We start from the raw sequence: 18,244 nt of genomic DNA, 5'->3' as shown, positions 1-18,244 counted from the left end.
GAAACGAACAGAACGGGCATCGATGTCTCTCCAGACGTTATCGGAGTGGCTTCGGTGCCCGAACTGTTTTCTCCCCCTGCACCCCAGCGGCCAGCTCCAATTGGGGTGTGAACGCGGGCACTCCTTTGACGTGAACAAGCGGGGATTCGTCACCCTGCTCACCGGGCCGCGCAAGTTCATCGGGGATAGTGCAGCCATGCTCGACGCCCGTGATCGCTTCCTTGACGCCGGATGGTACGAACCCCTCCGAGACACCATCCGCACCCGGGTTGCCGGTGAGTCCCCCCGGCGCATCCTCGATGTCGGTTGTGGGACCGGGTATTACCTGGGGGCAGCGTTGCCCCCAGGAGACGATGTGCGCGCGCTGGGAATGGACCTCTCCCCCGTCGCCGTCGGACGCACCATCCGCTCGCACGATCGCGCTGACGGGCTGGTAGCGGATGTCTGGTCCCCCCTTCCCGTGCGCGCTGGTGCCGCCGACCTCATCCTGAACGTTTTTGCACCGCGCAACGCTGCCGAATTTCGCCGGGTGCTCCGGCCGGATGGGCTGCTGCTGGTCGTCGTGCCGCAGCCGACTCACCTGCGGCAGCTGCGCGAGTCCGGTCTTGCCGTGCAAATGCAGGCCGACAAGGCCGCTCACCTGACGACAAGTCTTGCTGCCTGGTTCAGCCTCGAGTCGCACGACCAGCTCGAACGCACCGTGCGGCTGTCGATGACCGAGGTGTCGTCTCTTATCGGCATGGGCCCGTCCGCGCACCACACCGACAGCGCCGCCGCGGCCGGTTCGGGGAGTCTCGATCGGGATGTTACCGTCGCCTTCGACATCTTCGGTTTTCGTCGCCGCTGACCCGGTGACGGGTGGGCACTGGTGGCGCCAGCATCCCGTTAAACGACGATACCGACCTCCCACCAGGGAGATCGGCATCGACTGTTCAGAATGCTTAGCGGGCGAAGAGACCCCGATAATACTCATAGACCCAACCGGTCAGTGCGACAAGTCCAAGACCCAGGCCGATGAAGCCAACCCAGATTCCCACGGCGAGGCCGAGGAAAACCAGCGCGGTGGCTGCGGCCAGGAAGATCGGCCACCAGCTCCACGGGCTGAAGAAACCCATCTCGGGATCTCCATCGTCGATGTTGCCATCGAGGCGATCCTCGGGCAGTTCGCCAGCCTGTGCGCCGTGCACCTTGTCGAGGTAGAAAGCAATGAACGCGACGAGCAGAGTCGAGAGGGCGAGCATGAATGTTCCGGCCCACTCAATTCGCCCGTGATCGGGATCGAGCAGGCTCCACGTGACGTAGACGACCGTCACAATTCCGAAGAAGGCGGTGAGGACCCAGAGGATATTGATGTTGGTCTTCATTTATTTCACCTGGTTCGAGTCGATGTCGTAAACCGCAGCGTCGGGCGCATCCTTGCCCGGTCCGATGCCGACGGGCAGGCCGGCTTCGGGGTGATTCAGGTCGAAGGCCGGGCGCTCGGAGCGGATTCTCGGAATGGAGGTGAAGTTGTGACGCGGCGGCGGGCAGGACGTCGCCCACTCAAGCGACGACCCATAACCCCAGGGGTCGTTGACGGTGACCAGCGGGGCCTTGCGAGCCGTGATGTACACGTTCAGGAAGAACGGAATCATCGAGACGGCGAGGATCATGGCGCCGATGGTGGATACCTGGTTCATCCAGGTGAACCCGTCTTCCGGCGAATAGGTCGCGTATCGACGCGGCATGCCCATCACACCGAGCCAGTGCTGGATCAGGAAGGTCGTGTGAAAGCCGATGAACAATAGCCAGAAGTGCCACTTGCCGAGGCTCTCGTTGAGCATCTTGCCGGTCCACTTCGGCCACCAGAAGTAGAACCCGCTGAACATCGCGAACACCACGGTACCGAAGATGACGTAGTGAAAGTGCGCGACGACGAAGTAAGTGTCTGACACGTGGAAGTCGAGCGGCGGCGACGCCAGGATGACTCCGGTCAGGCCACCGAAGGTGAACGTGACGAGAAAGCCGATGGCCCAGATCATGGGGGTTTCGAAGGTGATGGACCCTCGCCACATCGTGCCGATCCAGTTGAAAATCTTCACCCCGGTGGGCACCGCGATCAGCATGGTCATGAGCGAGAAGAACGGCAGCAGCACCGAACCAGTGACGTACATGTGGTGCGCCCAGACCGAAACGGACAGCGCGGCGATCGAGATGGTCGCGTAGATCAGAGTCTTGTAGCCGAACATCGGCTTGCGGCTGAAGACCGGGAACACTTCGGAGACAATTCCGAAGAACGGCAGCGCGATGATGTAGACCTCGGGGTGGCCGAAGAACCAGAACAGGTGTTGCCACAGGATGGCACCACCGTTGGCGGGATCGTAGATGTGCGAACCGAAGATACGGTCGGAGGCGGCAGCGAGCATGGCAGCGGCCAGCACCGGGAAGACCAGGAGCGCGAGCAGCGCAGTGATGAGCGAGTTCCAGGTGAAGACCGGCATCCGCCACATCGTCATGCCGGGAGCACGCATCGTGATGATGGTCGTGATGAAGTTGACTGAACCGAGAATGGTGCCGAAACCGGAGAGGCCGAGGCCGACCATCCAGAGGTTGCCTCCGACGCCGGGTGAGAAGGTTGTGCTGGCTAGCGGCTGGTAGGCGAACCAGCCGAAGGAAGCCGCACCCTGCGGGGTGAGGAACCCGGCGACGGCGATGAGGCTGCCGAAGTTAAAGAACCAGTAGGCGAGGGCATTCAGCCGCGGGAAGGCAACGTCAGGGGCGCCGATCTGCAGCGGAACCAGGAAGTTGGCGAAGCCGAAGAAGAGCGGCGTCGCGAACATCAGGAGCATGATCGTGCCGTGCATCGTGAAGAGTTGGTTGTACTGTTCCTTCGTCTGCACCACGTCGAGCCCCGGAGCGAACAGCTGGGCGCGAATGATCAGCGCCATGACGCCGCCGATGCAGAAGTAGATGAACGAGGTAATCAGGTACATGTACCCGATGATCTTGTGGTCGGTGGAGGTGATCCACCGGACGAGGGTGTTGCCCTTGCGTTCCGCCGACGTGGAGACTGGTGCCGCCGGGTGTGACTGGGCGGGTGCGATGGTCGTGGTCATGGCTTAGTTGCCCTCCGGAGCCGTCGGGGCGCTCGTGCCCGGCTGATTCTGATTGCGGTCGAACTCGTTGTCGAGCTGACCGACGTTGCCCGCGGTGCGCAGGGACTGGATGTACGTGTCGTAGTCAGCCTGAGAGACGACCTTGACGTTGAAGAGCATGAGGGAGTGGTATTCACCGCAAAGTTCGGCACACTTTCCGGCGTAGGTTCCGATGCGCTCGGGGGTGACCGACATGTAGTTGGTCTTGCCGGGGATGACGTCCTTCTTGTACAGGAAGTCGATGACCCAGAACGAGTGGATGACGTCGCGTGATTCCAGTGCGATCTCAATGGTCTTGTCGACCGGGAGAACGAGCACGGGAAGTTCGGACTCGATCAGTGAGCCACGTTCACCGTCCGGATCCGACTGACCCTGGATACCCGGTGAGTAGACGTCTTCATCGACGTAGTTGAAGTCCCAGGCCCACTGCTTGGCCTGAACTTCAATCGTCACGTCGGGATTGTCATAGCGAGCTTCAAGGGCGATCTGGTCGCGCACGGTGAATGCGAAGAAGCCGACAACGAGGATGAGCGGCACGACCGTGTAGAAGATCTCGATCGGCATGTTGTACCGCAGCTGAACCGGCAGTCCGGTCTGGCCTTTGCGGCGCCGATAGACGACGATCGTCCAGATGATCAGGCCCCAGGTAATGAGGCCAACGATGAGGAGCACGATCCAGGAGGTGGTCCAGAGACCCGCAATGCGATCGGTCTGGTTGGTCACCGCCGTTTCGCCCTCTTCTTCAAAACCGGGCAGGTAGCCATGGAGCTGGGCCTGCGTACATCCGGCCAGTACAACGGCGAGCGTCGCGGCGAGCGGAATAGCAGCCCAACGAAGGCGGTGATTATTGCGCACCGGGGACCTTTCGGGAGATTCGAGGACACTTCTCAGGAAGCGTTTTGATCGATTCCTAGCCTACTCCGCAGGAACGCTCGCGTTGTGCACTCCGGGTCGGGTCGCCGACGATTTGCGCCCCTGGCACCGTCGCGGTGCGCAGATTCGGGCGAATGAGACGTAATTCAGGCAAAAAGCAGGGACACCATCGAAGTGATGATGTCCCCGCCGAGTGTTTCTCCAACACCGATGCTGCCGCGAACCGGAGCTAGTGGAAGGAATCTCCACATGCGCAGCTGCCGCCGGCGTTTGGGTTGTCAATGGTGAAACCCTGCTTCTCAATCGTGTCCTCGAAGTTGATCGAAGCACCATCCAGGTAGGGAACGCTCATTTTGTCGACGACGACCTCGACGCCGTCGAAATCGACGAGCGCATCGCCGTCGAGTACGCGTTCATCGAAGTAGAGCTGGTAGATGAGGCCGGAGCAGCCGCCAGGTTGCACGGCGACGCGCAGGCGGAGGTCTTCGCGGCCTTCCTGCGTCAACAGGCTGCGGACCTTGAGTGCGGCGGCCTCGGTGAGTCCGACGCCATGGGCAGCGGCCGGGGCGGGTGCGGTGTCAGCAGCGCTGACGGTTTCGGTCATGGTGTCGGTCATGCTTCTCCTCGGTTCACGCAGTCACGCACTGTTGCGATCTCATTGATTTGCGATCTAATAAATTCTACCTGCGACAACCAGAAAGTCGACGTGGGCATTCCCACGGTGTCATATTTTCTTGGCCGTCGGCTGTGATCGAATTCGCGGTTGGTCAGTGGCCGGCGCGCTCGTTCAGGCTGCCGAGCAGGAATGCCTCGCTGAGGACGGCGCGTTTGAAGACGCCGAGGTGCAGGGATTCGTTCGGACTGTGCGCCCGGGAATCCGGATCCTCCACTCCAGTCACCAGAATCTGAGCAGCCGGAAAGACACGCACCAGGTCGGCGATAAACGGGATGGACCCGCCGACACCGATGTCGACCGGTGGTACACCCCAGGCAGCGGCCATGGCGGATCGAGCCTCGGCCACGGCCCAGCCACTGGTGTCGACGAGGAACGGCTCGCCCGTGTCCACATCATCGATCTCGAGGACCGCGCCGAAGGGGGCGTTCTCGCGCAGGTGCGCCTCGATCGCCACGGCCGCCTCGACCGCCGATTGGCCGGGGGCGATGCGAGTACTGATCCTGACGGTGACCGACGGGGTGAGGGTGTTGGACGCATTGTCGACGGTGGGCGCGTCAATGCCGGTCACGGTCAGGGCTGGCTGGGACCAGATTCGGCTCAGGATGGAGCCGTGGCCGATCGGCGTGACACCGGGCAACAGTCCGGTCTCCGCTCGCAACTGCTCTTCGGAATAGTCGGGGGTGGGCACATCGATGCTGGTGAGGCCGGCCACGGCCACCGAACCATCCGCGTGATAGAGCGTGGCGAGCAGCTGGATCGTGGCGAGCATGGCATCGGGCACCGCTCCCCCGAACATGCCGGAGTGCGAGGCGTGGGCCAGGGTGCGCACCGTCAAACGCAGGGTGACGTTGCCGCGCAGCGCGGTGGTGATTGCTGGCGTTTTGATGTCCCAGTTGTTCGAATCGGCCACGACGATCACATCGCCGCGCAGCGCCTCACGGTTTTCGTCGAGGAAGGTCGCGAAGGAGCGACTACCGAATTCCTCCTCCCCCTCGATGAACAGGGCGATCCCCAGATCAAAGTCAGCGCCGACGGCCGCGACGAGGGCGCGGACGGAGGCGACGTGGGCCATGACACCGGCCTTGTCGTCGGCAGCGCCGCGCCCGTAGAGGCGGTCGCCGCGCACGGTCGGTGTGAATGGATCCGACTCCCAGTCCTCGTCTCGACCGGGAGGCTGCACGTCGTGGTGGGCATAAAGCAGAACGGTCGGGCGGCCGTTTCTGGCCGGGCGCGACGCCAGGACCGCCGGCTGGCCCAGCTCGGTGTGGCCGCCGGCACTGGCCGGCCCAATGCCAGCCTGCACGATCTCGACCGACTCGAACACGTCGAGTTCGCGCACGAGCGTGGCGACGGCCTCTGCGCTCGCGGCGACCGCCGCACGGTCGAAGGCTGCCCAAGACACCGAGGGGATACGCACGAGTGCGCACAGGTCGGCGATCGTGGTGGGGAGGCCCAATTCGACAGCGGCGCGGAGGCTGGCCCGTACGCCAGAATCGGTGTCGGAGGCGGGCGGACGGCCGTCGGAACGGGAATTTGTCTGTGGGTTACCAGTCATACGGGTAATCTTAAGGCACCCAATTGCAAGGATTTGATGTGGCCAAGCCTCCCGTAAACCCCGACGCCCAGCCGTCGATAGAAAGTTCCGACGAGACCGCAGCGCGCCTCGGTCTCACGCACAATGCAGGCAAGGGTCAGGCGACCCCCACCCGCAAGAAGCAGGAAGCAGCGAACAAGCGCCCGTTGGTTCCGGACGACCGCAAGCTCGCCGCCAAACAGGCGCGCGCCAAGTCGACCGCGGCGCGCGATGTAGCCAGGGCCGGCATGGCCGCGGGCGTCGATAAGTACCTGCCGCTGCGGGAACGAGGCCTGCAGAAGCGGTACGCCCGCGACTACGTCGATGCGCGCTTCAACGTGGGCGAGCTGATGATTCCGATCATGTTCCTGGTCATCCTGCTCACCACGATTCCCAGCATCGACGTTTATGCGATCTTCGCGCTCTGGGCCTTCTTCATCCTCGCTGTCATTGACTGCGTCGTGCTCGGCTTCATCCTCACCAAAAAGATCGAAGCTAAGTTCGGTGCTGACAAGGCCGAACGCATCCGCTGGTATGCGGCCATGCGCGCGCTGCAGCTGCGGCCGATGCGCCTGCCCAAGCCGCAGGTCAAGCGCCGCCAGTACCCGGTCTGACCGGTCCGAGTCACACCTTGCGGGCACCGTCCGGCGCCCCTGGGGCGCCGGACGCGCAGTTTCTGGTGTGGTTATCTAGCGAAGGCGCCCGCGCGGATCAGGGGCACCCGGACTTCCTCATCGGTGAGGGAGCCGTGCTGCCCGATCATGCCGCGAGCCTTCTGATTCGCCGGTCGGGAGTCGTAGTAGGCGACTGATTTTCGGGCTGCGACGACCACGTCGCCGATGCGAGGAAGGACCTCGTCGGCCACCCGGCCGTACAGACCGGCGGCGACAGCTTCGGCGCGGGTGTAGACCCAGGCGCGGTCCCCCTGGGACTCGCGCCAGGCATCCGCGAGTGTGTCGGCGGCGGTCGAGTCAGACCCGGCCGCGGTCTGCTGCGGCTCCAGGTAGAGCTGCACGCAGCGAGGGTCCCCCGCGACGTGGCGCACGCCGGTGACGAGCGCCGGTTCCGTGTCGAACAAGACGTGTCGGGTGCTCGGCACGTCGATCACACCGTGATCCGCGGTGAGCAGCAGGCCTTCATCGGAGCGCAGGGTCGACGCAAAGCGGGTCACTTCGGAGTCGAGGGTCTCGAGCTGGGCCAGCCACCGGTCGGATTCCCAACCGTGCGCGTGCGCAGCGACGTCGAGCTCGGCCACATAGAGGTAAATCAGTGCCGTCGGGTTTTCTGAGAGGATGCTGCGCGCGGCAGCGAAGCGATCGGCCACAGTGTCGGCAGGAACGTACCGGGCGCCGCGCAGCACGGCCTGGGTGAAGCCAGAGGCCACGAACCGTTTGGGGCCGATGGCGAAGCTGGGAACGTTCTCGTCGGCGGCACGGTCGAAGACGGTGCGGGCCCGCTGCCAGGTGGCTGGCAGCATGTCGTCGTCCCAGCCGGTGAGTTGGTTCACGACGCGGTCGCGGGCACCATCGAGCACCTGGTAGCCAACCAGGCCATGCTGGCCCGGTTCCACCCCGGTGGTCAGGGTAGCGATCCCTGCGGCCGTCGTCGCTGGGAAAACTCCGTCGATGATGCTGGACTTGTTCAGGCGGGACGACAGAAAACGGGCGTGCCCGGCCCGAGCCCGGATCGAGCTGGCACCGAGACCGTCGGCCAGAATCACCACCGCCTTCCGCACCGCGGGAAGCCCCAGCGGATTCGGCCGGGCGCAAACGGCGTCGAGGGAACTGGTGAGAACATCGGCAAGGCGCAGGGCGCTGAATTGGCGGGCCGGTAGCATGGTGGGCATCGGGTCTCATTCTTTCACAGGGACGAACCCGAGCCCTCCAGCGCTCGAAGGCGCTCCCTACGTAGTGCAGCCCGACCGGTACGACCGGTTGTCGCCGCACGCCTGAAGCAGAATTCACGATGAGCCGCTCAGACAGCACCCCACCAGCCGCCGCCAGCACCGCCAGTACCGAACGCATCGAGGATGTCGACGTGACGGTCGAGATGCAGGGGTCCTTCCTCGAATACGCCTACTCCGTGATCTACTCCCGTGCCCTGCCCGACGCGCGGGACGGCCTGAAGCCCGTACAGCGGCGCATCCTGTATCAGATGAGCGAAATGGGGCTGCGTCCCGACAAGGGGCACGTGAAGAGCGCTCGTGTCGTCGGTGAGGTGATGGGCAAGCTGCACCCGCACGGCGACACGGCCATCTATGACGCCCTCGTGCGTATGGCCCAGTCGTTCTCGCTGCGGGTTCCCCTCATCGACGGGCACGGAAACTTCGGCTCGCTCGACGACGGGCCGGCCGCACCCCGGTACACCGAAGCCCGGCTGGCGGCTCCCGCACTGGCGATGACCGAGAACCTCGACGAAGACGTCGTGGATTTCGTGCCCAACTACGACAACCAGCTCACCCAGCCCGATGTGCTGCCAGCCGCTTACCCCAATCTGCTGGTGAACGGCACGAGCGGCATCGCCGTCGGCATGGCGACCAATATGGCACCGCATAACCTGATCGAGGTCGTCGGAGCTGCCCGGCACCTGCTGGCGCACCCGAACGCCACCCTCGACGACGTGATGGAGTTCGTGCCAGGGCCCGATCTGCCCACCGGCGGCACGATCGTCGGCTTGGCCGGCATCAAGGATGCTTACAGCACCGGCCGCGGAAGTTTCAAGACTCGTGCCCGCGTCTCGGTGGAGTCGATCAGTGCCCGCAAGACCGGGCTCGTTGTGACCGAACTCCCCTACCTGGTCGGCCCGGAAAAGGTGATCGAGAAGATCAAGGACGGGGTCAACTCCAAGAAGCTCAGCGGCATTTCAGACGTCACCGATCTCACCGACCGCACCAAGGGACTGCGCCTGGTCATCGGCATCAAGACCGGGTTTAGCCCCGACGCCGTGCTCGAACAGCTCTACCGATACACCCCGCTCGAGGATTCGTTCAACATCAACGCCGTCGCCCTGGTCAACGGCGCCCCGCAGACCCTCGGCCTGCTCGAATTGCTGCACGTGTACGTCAACCACCGCATCGACGTCGTCACTCGCCGCTCGGCCTACCGGCTGGCCCGGCGCAGAGAGCGCTTGCACCTCGTACTGGGTCTGCTTGTCGCGATTCTCGACATCGACGAGGTCATCCAGGTCATCCGGGCCAGCGACGATACCGAGCAGGCCCGGACCAAACTCATCGACGTGTTCGACCTGAGTCAGATCCAGGCCGAGTACATTCTCGAACTTCGGCTGCGACGCCTGACCAAGTTCTCCCGCATCGAGCTTGAAGCCGAACGCGACCAGTTACTCGCCGAGATCGCGAAACTCGAGAAGCTCCTGTCGTCCAAGCCCGCCATCCGCACTCTGGTGTCGGAAGAACTGGGCGCGGTAGCCGAGAAATTCGGAACCCCGCGGCGCACCGTGCTCACCGAGGCGAAGCCGAGTATCGCCGGCCTGTCGGCGGCGGCCGCCAAACGTCAGGCTGCGGTGCTCGAGGTGCAGGACTTTCCCACCCGGGTCTTCCTGAGCGTGACTGGGCGAATCGCCCGCGTCGACCTGGTCGCGGTCGACGACGCCGTACCGCCTCGGATCCAGCCGCCGCAACGCCGCAGCAAGCACGATGCCGTGCTGTCGACGCTCGACACGACGAGTCGCACCGAGGTGGGCGCGGTGACCAACCGGGGTCGGCTCATCCGCTTCTCCCCGGTCGACCTGCCGGTGATGCCGCCGACGTCGATTCAGCTGGGCGCCGGCGTCCGCATCAGCGAGTACCTGGTGTTGCCCGACAAGAAGGAACGTGTGCTCGCGATCGTCTCGCTCGACTCCGATCGGGCGATCGCCCTCGGCACCCGGCACGGCGTCGTTAAACGCGTCACGCCCAATGACTGGGCCAACAAGCCGGACTTCGAGATCATCGCGCTCAAGCCCAAAGACGAAGTGGTCGGTGCGGTACAGGGTGCCGACGACGACGACCTGGTCTTCATCACGTCGGACGCGCAGCTGCTGCGCTTCACCGCTCTCGGCGTGCGACCGCAGGGCCGGGCGGCTGGCGGCATGGCCGGCATCAAGCTGACTCCCGGCGAGACGGTCGTGTTCTTCACGAGCCTCTCCACTGACGACGTCGCGACGGCGGTCGTGGCCACGGTGGCCGCGAGCAGCCAGACCTTGCCCGGAACCGATCCCGGCAGCGCCAAACAGAGCGAGTTCTCCGAATACCCGGCCAAGGGTCGTGCGACCGGCGGAGTACGGGCCCAGCGGTTCCTCAAGGGCGAAGACACCCTCGCCGTGGCCTGGGTCGGCCGAGCACCGGCCCGTGCCGTCGGTCCGGACGGCACACCCCGAACCCTGCCGGAGTCGGGCTCCCGCCGAGATGCCTCCGGGGTCATGCTGGACGCCCTGATCGGAGCCATCGGCACCGAGATCTAGTCCTCCCCCCGCCTGCGGAAAGGGACGGGCTAGACGTCGATCCGATCACGGGAGAGCGTGTCGGAACTGTCGATAATGAATTCCTTGCGGGGGGCCACGTCGTTGCCCATCAAGAGTTCGAATACCTTTCCAGCGGATTCGGCGTCATCGACGCGTACCCGCCGCAGCGTGCGGTGGGCGCGTTCCATGGTCGTGGTCGCGAGCTGGTCGGCATCCATTTCACCAAGGCCCTTGTACCGCTGAATCGGGTCCTGGTAGCGACGGTTCTTCTTCTCGAGCGCGCTCAGCACCGCGTGCAGTTCGTTCTCCGAATAGGTGTAGATGGTCTCATTCGGTTTGCTGCCCGGGTTCATGACGACGACCCGGTGCAGCGGCGGCACGGCGGCGAAGACCCGGCCCTCGGTGATCATCGGTCGCATGTAGCGGAAGAACAGCGTGAGGAGCAGGGTACGGATGTGGGCGCCGTCGACGTCGGCGTCGCTCATGATGATGACCTTGCCGTAGCGGGCCGCCGACAGGTCGAAACTGCGGCCGGAACCGGCACCGATCACCTGGATGATCGAGGCACACTCGGTGTTGGAGAGCATGTCGGCAACGGATGCCTTCTGCACGTTGAGAATCTTGCCGCGGATCGGCAGCAGTGCCTGGTGCTCGCTGTCGCGGGCGAGCTTGGCGGTACCGAGGGCCGAGTCCCCCTCGACGATGAACAGCTCGCTCGTGGACACATCGTTGCTGCGGCAATCGACGAGCTTCGCCGGCAGGGACGAACTTTCCAGAGCATTCTTGCGTCGCTGGGTCTCCTTGTGAGCCCGGGCGGAGATGCGGGATTTCATCTCGGCGACGATCTTGTCGAGCAACAGGGCTGACTGCGTCTTGTCGTCGCGTTTCGGCGAGGCGTACCGTTCGGCCATGGCCGTGGCCACGACGTTCGCGACGATCGCGCGCACCGCCGGAGTACCGAGCACCTCCTTGGTCTGCCCCTCGAACTGAGGCTCGGGCAGGCGCACGGTGAGCACGGCGGTGAGCCCGGCCATCACGTCGTCCTTGTCGAGCTTGTCACTGCCGACCTTGAGGCGGCGGGCATTGAGGTCGACCTGGCCGCGCAGAAATTTCAGCAGTCCGGCGTCGAATCCGGCCTGGTGGGTTCCGCCCTTGGGCGTGGCGATGATGTTGACGAAGCTCTGCACGATCGTGTCGTAGCCGGTGCCCCAACGAAGGGCGATGTCCACCTGGCACTCGCGCATGAGCTCGGTCGGCACCATCGCCCCCTTGTCGGTGAGCACGGGCACAGTCTCACGGAAGGTGCCGCTGCCGGTCAGTCGCCAGGTATCGGTGATCGGAGCATCCGTTGCGAGGTGTTCGACAAATTCGGAGATGCCGCCGTGGAATTGGAACAGGCTGGTCACGGGCTCGTCCGTGCGTCGGTCAGCGACCTCGATGGCGAGCCCAGGTACGAGGAAGGCCGTCTGGCGGGCTCGGTTCAGCACTTCGTCGGTCTGGAAAGCGGCTCCCTTGGTAAAGATCTGGCGATCGGCCCAATAGCGGATACGGGTTCCAGTGACGCCGCGTTTGACCTTGCCGATCACCCGCAGTTCGCTCTGGTTCTCGAACGGGGTGAACGGCGCGTCGGGGCTCTTCTCCCCCGAATCGGCGAACAGGCCCGGTTCGCCGCGGTGGAAGGACATTGCCCAGGTCTTGCCGTCACGGTCGACCTCGACGTCGAGCCGCTCGGACAGGGCGTTCACAACGGATGCTCCCACCCCGTGCAGCCCGCCCGACGCGGCGTAAGACCCACTCCCGAACTTTCCGCCGGCATGCAGCTTGGTGAACACGACCTCAACGCCGGTCAGGCCGGTCTTGGGTTCGATGTCGACCGGGATGCCGCGAGCGGTGTCGCGCACTTCGACGCTCTGGTCGGGGTGCAGTTCAATGTGGATGCTCGCGCCGTGCCCGCCAAGGGCCTCATCGACGGAGTTGTCAATGATCTCCCACAGGCAGTGCATCAGACCACGCGAGTCGGTGGAACCGATGTACATACCGGGGCGTTTGCGCACTGCCTCCAGTCCCTCGAGGACTGACAGGTGGCGGGCGGAATAGTCGGAGCTCACAACGATCAAGAATACCGGCCCCGACCGGCGATCTTTCGCGCCGACCTAGCTGGTCACTGGCCGACGCCCGGCAGAGCACGTCTACGCGGTAAGCGAAATACCGGCCGTACATCTCGTCATTGGTCCTCCGGCGTGTTTACATTAGTAAAGAGGGTTCATGCAATTCAGTCTGGAGGAGGAGAATATGTCCCAGATCGCCACCGAAAATGGTGCTGTAGACAACGGTGCTGTAAACAAGCAGGGCACCCCCCACCAGCTCACCGCAGCCGACCGCTGCGATGCTTGCGGTGCCCAGGCTTACATTCGTGTCGTCGTGAAGAACAGCGAGTTGCTGTTCTGTGCCCACCACGGCCGAAAGCATCAGGAGAAGCTCGCGAGCATCGCCGAAAGCTGGCACGACGAGTCGAGCAGATTGCTCGAAGACCAGCGCTCCTAACTGCTGTTCGAGTTTCTACGCTGCGCAGGCGGCTGGCTTCGGCCAGCCGCCTGTTTTTCTTACAGCCGGAGCTATTCGGCGCTCTGGCCTAACCGAACGGCGACCTGATTGCGTGCGGCCAGTGCGGTCGCATCGACGCTGCCTGCCCGAGCGCCGCGTGAATACTCGAGTCCATGGCGACTGAATGCTGCCCGCAGCAGGTGATCGGCGAGACCAGGATTGCGCGCCAACACCGGACCATGCAGGTGGGTACAGAACACCTCCCCCATCGTCAGCCCCTCGATCCGTGGGCCGGATGCTCGATCGCCGTTGCCGGAGCCGTAGACCACCCGGCCGAGCGGACTGGCTTCGGCGCCGACATAGTCGCGTGCGTGGTTTTCGAATCCGATCAGCCGCCCGTATTTCGATGCGACGATGATGTCATCGGTGGCGCGCGTCGCTCGGGGCACGGCCTGACCGGCCACGAGTCCCAGGCCCTCCAACACACTGCCGTCGGCCAGGTCGATGCCCCAGCTCAGCAATTCCCAGCCGGTACCGACGGCCAGGATGGGCACGCCGGAGTTGGACCACACGCGCAGTTCCTCAACCAGAGTTCGTAGCGCGTCTCGGGCAGGCAGGAGCGCAGCATCCGTTCCGGAACCGATCGACACGGCGTCGACGTGTTCGGGAAGGTCAGCGCGGGAGTGCACGTCGACGACCTGCGCGTCGTGACCGCTCCAGCGAATCCGCTGCGCGAGCACGCGAGCGTTGCCGGCATCACCGTTGGTGTTGAGCAGGCGCGGCAGCAGCGAAACGACAATGAACGGACGCTGAAGCGAAGTGACGGTCATTTACGATTCCTCAGCATTGGAGACCAGGCCGAGGTGCGCGCGGGTGCGCCGCATGCCGTCGGCGGAGAAGATAATGGTTTTCACCCCGGACGCGGGATCGGGCAGTGCCAGGAACGCATCGAGTGCGGTCGGGACATCGGGTTCGACCCGGTCCACCGCGACATTGTCGTAGGCCAGCTGCAGGGCGATGTCGTGTGCCTTGAGCCCCGAAGCGATGAGCACGTGGCTGAGGCCCGAGGTGTCCACCGGCCAAAAATAGGACGGGTCACGTACGTCGGATCCGATGATCACGAGAATCTGCTCGGTCCCGGCCTCGAGACTGTCGACGTTCAGTTGAAAGCTCGACGGGTTTTGCACGAGAACGAACTCGATGGTCTTGCCGCCAACGGTGACAACCTCGCCGCGACCGAAAACGGCCGGCATGGCCGACAGCGCAGTACAGGCGATGGTGGGATCGAAGCGTTCGCCGAGAGTTGCCTGGGCCGTGCTCAACGCGGTCACAGCATCGACGGCATAGTGGATGCCGCGCGCCGGCAGACGGATGCTGTGGCCGCCCGTGGGGAACTGAACGTCGGCGTCACGACCGACCGCGCGGGTGAGCTGGAGGCCGGTGCCGGCCGACAGCCGACTCGCTGCGGTGTCGGCGTAGCCGAGTCCGCGGGGATACTGGCCCAGCACCTCGGCGGTCACCCCGTAGCGGGCGACCCGCACGGTGGCGTCAAGGCTGGAGCCGAGGTCGGCGAGGTAACGGTCATCAGCGTTGAGCACGACCGTCTCCGTGGCGCGCGCGGCGATTTTAGCGAGCAGGACGGCGACCATTTCGGAGTCGTGGAACCGGTCGATCTGGTCGACCATGACGTTGGTGAGGGCGACGACGCGCGGAGTAAGCGACTCGGCGATCAACGCGCCGTGGCCTTCGTCCATTTCGAGCACGGCGACGTCGCCGGCGATCTGCCCGGACAGGCCGACCCGCTCCAGGAGAGCGCTCGTCAGGCCCTGACTGATGTTCGCCGTCGACTGGTTGGTGAACACGGACAGGCCGTGGGCACGCAGAACGGCGACGAGCATCTTCGTCGTGGTCGACTTGCCGCTTGATCCCGTGACGATCACGAGCCCCAGTGGAAACCCGTTGAGGGTCGTGGCGAGAAAGCCAGGGGCGATGCGATTGACGACGACCCCGGGTATGGCGGAGCCGCCGCCCGGTTTACGCCACCGTGCCAACACTCGAACGGCTCGACCGACGAGAATCGCGGGAGCGTACCGAAGGGAACTCACGAACTGCACGTCACGAACCGGGCGAACCCTGTCACTGTCACGTTTACTCGAGGTAGTCGCGCAGGGACTGCGACCGGGACGGATGACGAAGCTTGGCCATCGTCTTGGACTCGATCTGACGGATGCGTTCGCGCGTGACACCAAAGGTGTCGCCGATCTGGTCGAGGGTCTTCGGCATGCCATCACCAAGACCGAAGCGCATGCGGATCACGCCGGCTTCGCGTTCCGAGAGCGAGTCGAGCAAGCTTTCCAGCTGCTTCTGCAGCATGGTGAAGCCCACGGCATCCGCCGGCACGACGGCTTCGGTGTCTTCGATGAGGTCACCGAATTCACTGTCACCGTCTTCGCCGAGCGGAGTGTGCAGGGAGATCGGTTCGCGCCCATACTTCTGCACCTCGACGACCTTCTCCGGCGTCATGTCGAGTTCGCGGCTGAGTTCTTCCGGGGTAGGTTCGCGACCGAGGTCCTGCAGCATCTGGCGCTGCACGCGGGCGAGCTTGTTGATGACCTCGACCATGTGCACGGGAATACGAATGGTGCGGGCCTGGTCGGCCATGGCGCGGGTGATCGCCTGGCGAATCCACCAGGTGGCGTAGGTGCTGAACTTGAAGCCCTTGGTGTAGTCGAACTTCTCGACGGCACGGATGAGCCCGAGGTTGCCCTCCTGAATCAAGTCAAGGAACTGCATGCCACGGCCGGTGTATCGCTTGGCGAGCGACACGACGAGGCGCAGGTTCGCACCGAGGAGGTGACTCTTGGCCCTGGCGCCGTCTTTGGCGACCCACTGCAGCTCACGACCGAGGGAATTCTTCTTTTCGACGTCGGTCATCTCCGACAGCTTGTCTTCGGCGAACAGACCGGCTTCGATGCGCATCGCCAGCTCGACCTCTTCGGCCGCGTTCAGCAGGGCGACCTTGCCGATCTGCTTCAGGTAGTCCTTGACCGGGTCGGCCGTGGCACCGGTGATGGCGCTCGAATAAACCGGAACCTCGTCATCGTCGTCGACGAGCGAGAGCACGAGGGCCCCGCTGGGAAGCGGTTCCGTCGATGCCGTGCGCTTGGTGCTGTCGTCGTCCGACTCGTCTTCGTCGGGTTCTGAACCGCCGTCGACGTCGGCTTCGTCGTCTTTCTTAGCGGCCTTCGCCTTGGTGACGCGCTTCTTTGGCGCCGGTTTCTCGGCGGCAGCTGCGGACTTCTTCGTCGCGGCAGCCTCGGCGGCTGCGGCTTTCGCTGCTGCGGCCTTGGTGACGGGCTTCTTGACTATCGGTACTACGGGAGTCGTGACAGACTCGTCGGTCACCTCGGTCTTGACGGTGGTTGCCATTCGAACACCTCTCATGCGGAGTCTTACCTGCTTCTGGAAGCCGGGAAGGAGCCAGAAGCGTTTTTGGGCAGAACTTGGACCCATGTCAAGTCCCGGGATGCCCACACCGAAAAGAAATCAGTGTGCCCCGGACCAGAACGGGTCCTAGAAATAATTATTGCACGGTTTGTCTGGACGACAAGCCACGTCGCGTACTACGATCATCTGTTACGCCGTTTCCGGGCGCGTGATAATGCAACCCAGATCGGGGCCACTTCTATTCCCTCGTCGCGGGAGAGCTGACGCCGCGTTCGCCGCCGGGCATGCACCAGAAAGCCGACGCCGATTCCCACAATGATGTATTGCACCGAGAAGGCCACCCGGAACGCGTCGAGCGCGTACAGGTCGCTCGACGCTCCCCCGGCGACGCGCCATCCGTTTTGCAGGTCGAGCAGTAACCCGACCAGATACATCATGACGAAGCTCGCGGTGAAGCCGCCGACGTTGACGACGCCGTTGGCCGAGCCCAGGCTGCGTTGCGGGTTGAAGGTGCGCGCGAAGTCAAATCCGATGAGAGATCCGGGCCCGCCGATGCCGAGCACCACCAACAACAAGACGATCGTCCAGAGTGGCGGAACCCCGGGCCAGAGCAGCACGATCGCCCAGGCGGTACCGATGGCTGTCACGATGCCAAGCACGATGTTGCTCCGGCGCAGTGGGTGGCGCGCCGTCAGCAGGCCGAGGATCGGGCCGAACACGAGACCCGCCCCGACCAGAACGGTGAGCATCCCGGCGGCGAATGCCGGTTCGTAGCCGAGACCGAAGACCATGAACGGATAGCCCCAGAGCAGGCTGAACACGGTACCGGACGACTGGGTCACATAGTGGGACCAGAAGCCGAGTTGGGTGCCCGGGCGCCGAAAACTGTGCCGCAACTGCATCAGTGCGATGCCGAGGCTGTTGGCACGCACGTGCTCGGTGACATCCCTGGGGCGGTCCCGCACGAAAATGATGACGACGATCAGGGCGATCACGGCCACGGAGGCCGCGGAGAGAAAAGCCGGGGTCCAGCCGCTCGCGTGCAGCAGCCAGGCCAGGGGAACCGCAGAGAGGACCTGACCGAGTTGGCCGATATTGCCCATCCACTGCGACAACAGGGGAACGATGCGTCCACTGAACCATGAGCTGATCAGGCGAATCATCGAGATGAAGATGGTGGCATCGCCCGCGCCGACGAGAATACGGCCGACGACCGCGACGCTGATATCCGGCGCCAGGGCCAGGGTGATCTGGCCGGTCACCATGAGCGCCGTGCCGGTGATCATGAGCACCCGCGGTCCGTACCGGTCGATCAATACCCCGACCGGAATCTGCGCGGCGGCGTACACGATGAGCTGAACGACGGCCAGGCTCGACAGGATGGCGGCTGAGCCGCCGAACTTCTCCGTGGCGGCCACCCCGGCAATCCCCATCGAGGTGCGCTGCAAAACAGCGGACAGGTACGCGAACGACCCGATGATAAAGATCAGGGTGGATCGACGAGAGTTCACTCGATCAAACCTATCGCGTTCGCCGGAC

15 protein-coding genes are annotated in these 18,244 nt (G+C 64.2%); 4 read left to right on the top strand and 11 right to left on the bottom strand.

Annotation, left to right across the window (positions count from 1 at the left end):
* The first annotated feature begins 22 nt into the window (after window positions 1-22).
* Window positions 23-847, top strand: coding sequence for a methyltransferase domain-containing protein (locus E3O06_RS02090; RefSeq protein ID WP_134501372.1), 825 nt, complete (start codon window positions 23-25; stop codon window positions 845-847).
* Window positions 848-941: 94 nt separating this feature from the next.
* Here the strand turns inward: E3O06_RS02090 and E3O06_RS02085 are convergent, their stop codons facing one another.
* The 5 genes from E3O06_RS02085 to E3O06_RS02065 all read right to left on the bottom strand — a co-directional run bounded on the left by E3O06_RS02085 (window position 942) and on the right by E3O06_RS02065 (window position 6,238).
* Entirely contained in the window at window positions 942-1,364 is a 423-nt protein-coding gene (locus E3O06_RS02085; protein WP_134501371.1) for a cytochrome c oxidase subunit 4, read from the bottom strand.
* Window positions 1,365-3,095: an aa3-type cytochrome oxidase subunit I gene (ctaD, locus tag E3O06_RS02080; protein ID WP_134501370.1), complete on the bottom strand. Its 1,731-nt coding sequence runs from the start codon at window positions 3,093-3,095 to the stop codon at window positions 1,365-1,367.
* Window positions 3,096-3,098: 3 nt separating this feature from the next.
* Window positions 3,099-3,989, bottom strand: coding sequence for an aa3-type cytochrome oxidase subunit II (gene ctaC / locus E3O06_RS02075; RefSeq protein WP_134501369.1), 891 nt, complete (start codon window positions 3,987-3,989; stop codon window positions 3,099-3,101).
* A gap of 247 nt (window positions 3,990-4,236) precedes the next feature.
* Window positions 4,237-4,623: a HesB/IscA family protein gene (locus E3O06_RS02070; RefSeq protein ID WP_198415763.1), complete on the bottom strand. Its 387-nt coding sequence runs from the start codon at window positions 4,621-4,623 to the stop codon at window positions 4,237-4,239.
* Between the two features lie 151 nt (window positions 4,624-4,774).
* Window positions 4,775-6,238, bottom strand: a complete 1,464-nt coding sequence (locus E3O06_RS02065) for a M20/M25/M40 family metallo-hydrolase (RefSeq protein ID WP_134501368.1) — start codon at window positions 6,236-6,238, stop codon at window positions 4,775-4,777.
* A 38-nt stretch (window positions 6,239-6,276) separates the two neighbouring features.
* On the opposite strand from E3O06_RS02065, the gene E3O06_RS02060 reads away from it, so the two are divergent.
* A complete protein-coding gene (locus tag E3O06_RS02060) occupies window positions 6,277-6,870 on the top strand; it encodes a DUF3043 domain-containing protein (protein ID WP_134501367.1) in 594 nt (197 codons plus the stop codon).
* Between the two features lie 71 nt (window positions 6,871-6,941).
* Here the strand turns inward: E3O06_RS02060 and E3O06_RS02055 are convergent, their stop codons facing one another.
* A complete protein-coding gene (locus E3O06_RS02055) occupies window positions 6,942-8,102 on the bottom strand; it encodes an alkaline phosphatase family protein (RefSeq protein ID WP_241979812.1) in 1,161 nt (386 codons plus the stop codon).
* A gap of 119 nt (window positions 8,103-8,221) precedes the next feature.
* Here E3O06_RS02055 and E3O06_RS02050 point away from each other — a divergent pair, with 119 nt between their 5' ends.
* Window positions 8,222-10,714, top strand: coding sequence for a DNA gyrase/topoisomerase IV subunit A (locus E3O06_RS02050; protein ID WP_134501366.1), 2,493 nt, complete (start codon window positions 8,222-8,224; stop codon window positions 10,712-10,714).
* A gap of 29 nt (window positions 10,715-10,743) precedes the next feature.
* On the opposite strand, the gene E3O06_RS02045 is transcribed toward E3O06_RS02050, so the two are convergent.
* Window positions 10,744-12,822 (bottom strand): DNA gyrase/topoisomerase IV subunit B, encoded by a 2,079-nt coding sequence (locus tag E3O06_RS02045; RefSeq protein WP_134501365.1) that lies wholly within the window; start codon window positions 12,820-12,822, stop codon window positions 10,744-10,746.
* Between the two features lie 184 nt (window positions 12,823-13,006).
* Between E3O06_RS02045 and E3O06_RS02040 the strand changes: the two genes are divergently transcribed.
* Complete coding sequence (locus tag E3O06_RS02040) at window positions 13,007-13,258, top strand: DUF7455 domain-containing protein (RefSeq protein WP_166788091.1); 252 nt, start codon at window positions 13,007-13,009, stop codon at window positions 13,256-13,258.
* A gap of 71 nt (window positions 13,259-13,329) precedes the next feature.
* Here the strand turns inward: E3O06_RS02040 and E3O06_RS02035 are convergent, their stop codons facing one another.
* From E3O06_RS02035 to E3O06_RS02020, 4 genes are all read right to left on the bottom strand, one after another.
* Window positions 13,330-14,088, bottom strand: coding sequence for a type 1 glutamine amidotransferase (locus E3O06_RS02035; RefSeq protein WP_134501364.1), 759 nt, complete (start codon window positions 14,086-14,088; stop codon window positions 13,330-13,332).
* The gene (locus E3O06_RS02030) at window positions 14,089-15,363 is read right to left on the bottom strand and encodes a MurT ligase domain-containing protein (RefSeq protein WP_134501363.1); all 1,275 of its coding nucleotides are present in this window, start codon (window positions 15,361-15,363) and stop codon (window positions 14,089-14,091) included. It abuts the gene before it with no gap.
* A gap of 43 nt (window positions 15,364-15,406) precedes the next feature.
* Window positions 15,407-16,687, bottom strand: a complete 1,281-nt coding sequence (locus E3O06_RS02025; RefSeq protein ID WP_134501362.1) for an RNA polymerase sigma factor — start codon at window positions 16,685-16,687, stop codon at window positions 15,407-15,409.
* Between the two features lie 200 nt (window positions 16,688-16,887).
* Window positions 16,888-18,216 (bottom strand): MFS transporter, encoded by a 1,329-nt coding sequence (locus tag E3O06_RS02020; RefSeq protein ID WP_134501361.1) that lies wholly within the window; start codon window positions 18,214-18,216, stop codon window positions 16,888-16,890.
* Window positions 18,217-18,244 lie beyond the last annotated feature (28 nt).

The organism is Cryobacterium glaciale (assembly GCF_004402535.1).
GTDB classification, from domain to species: Bacteria; Actinomycetota; Actinomycetes; order Actinomycetales; family Microbacteriaceae; genus Cryobacterium; species Cryobacterium glaciale.
This window is presented reverse-complemented; position numbering and strand designations above follow the sequence as displayed.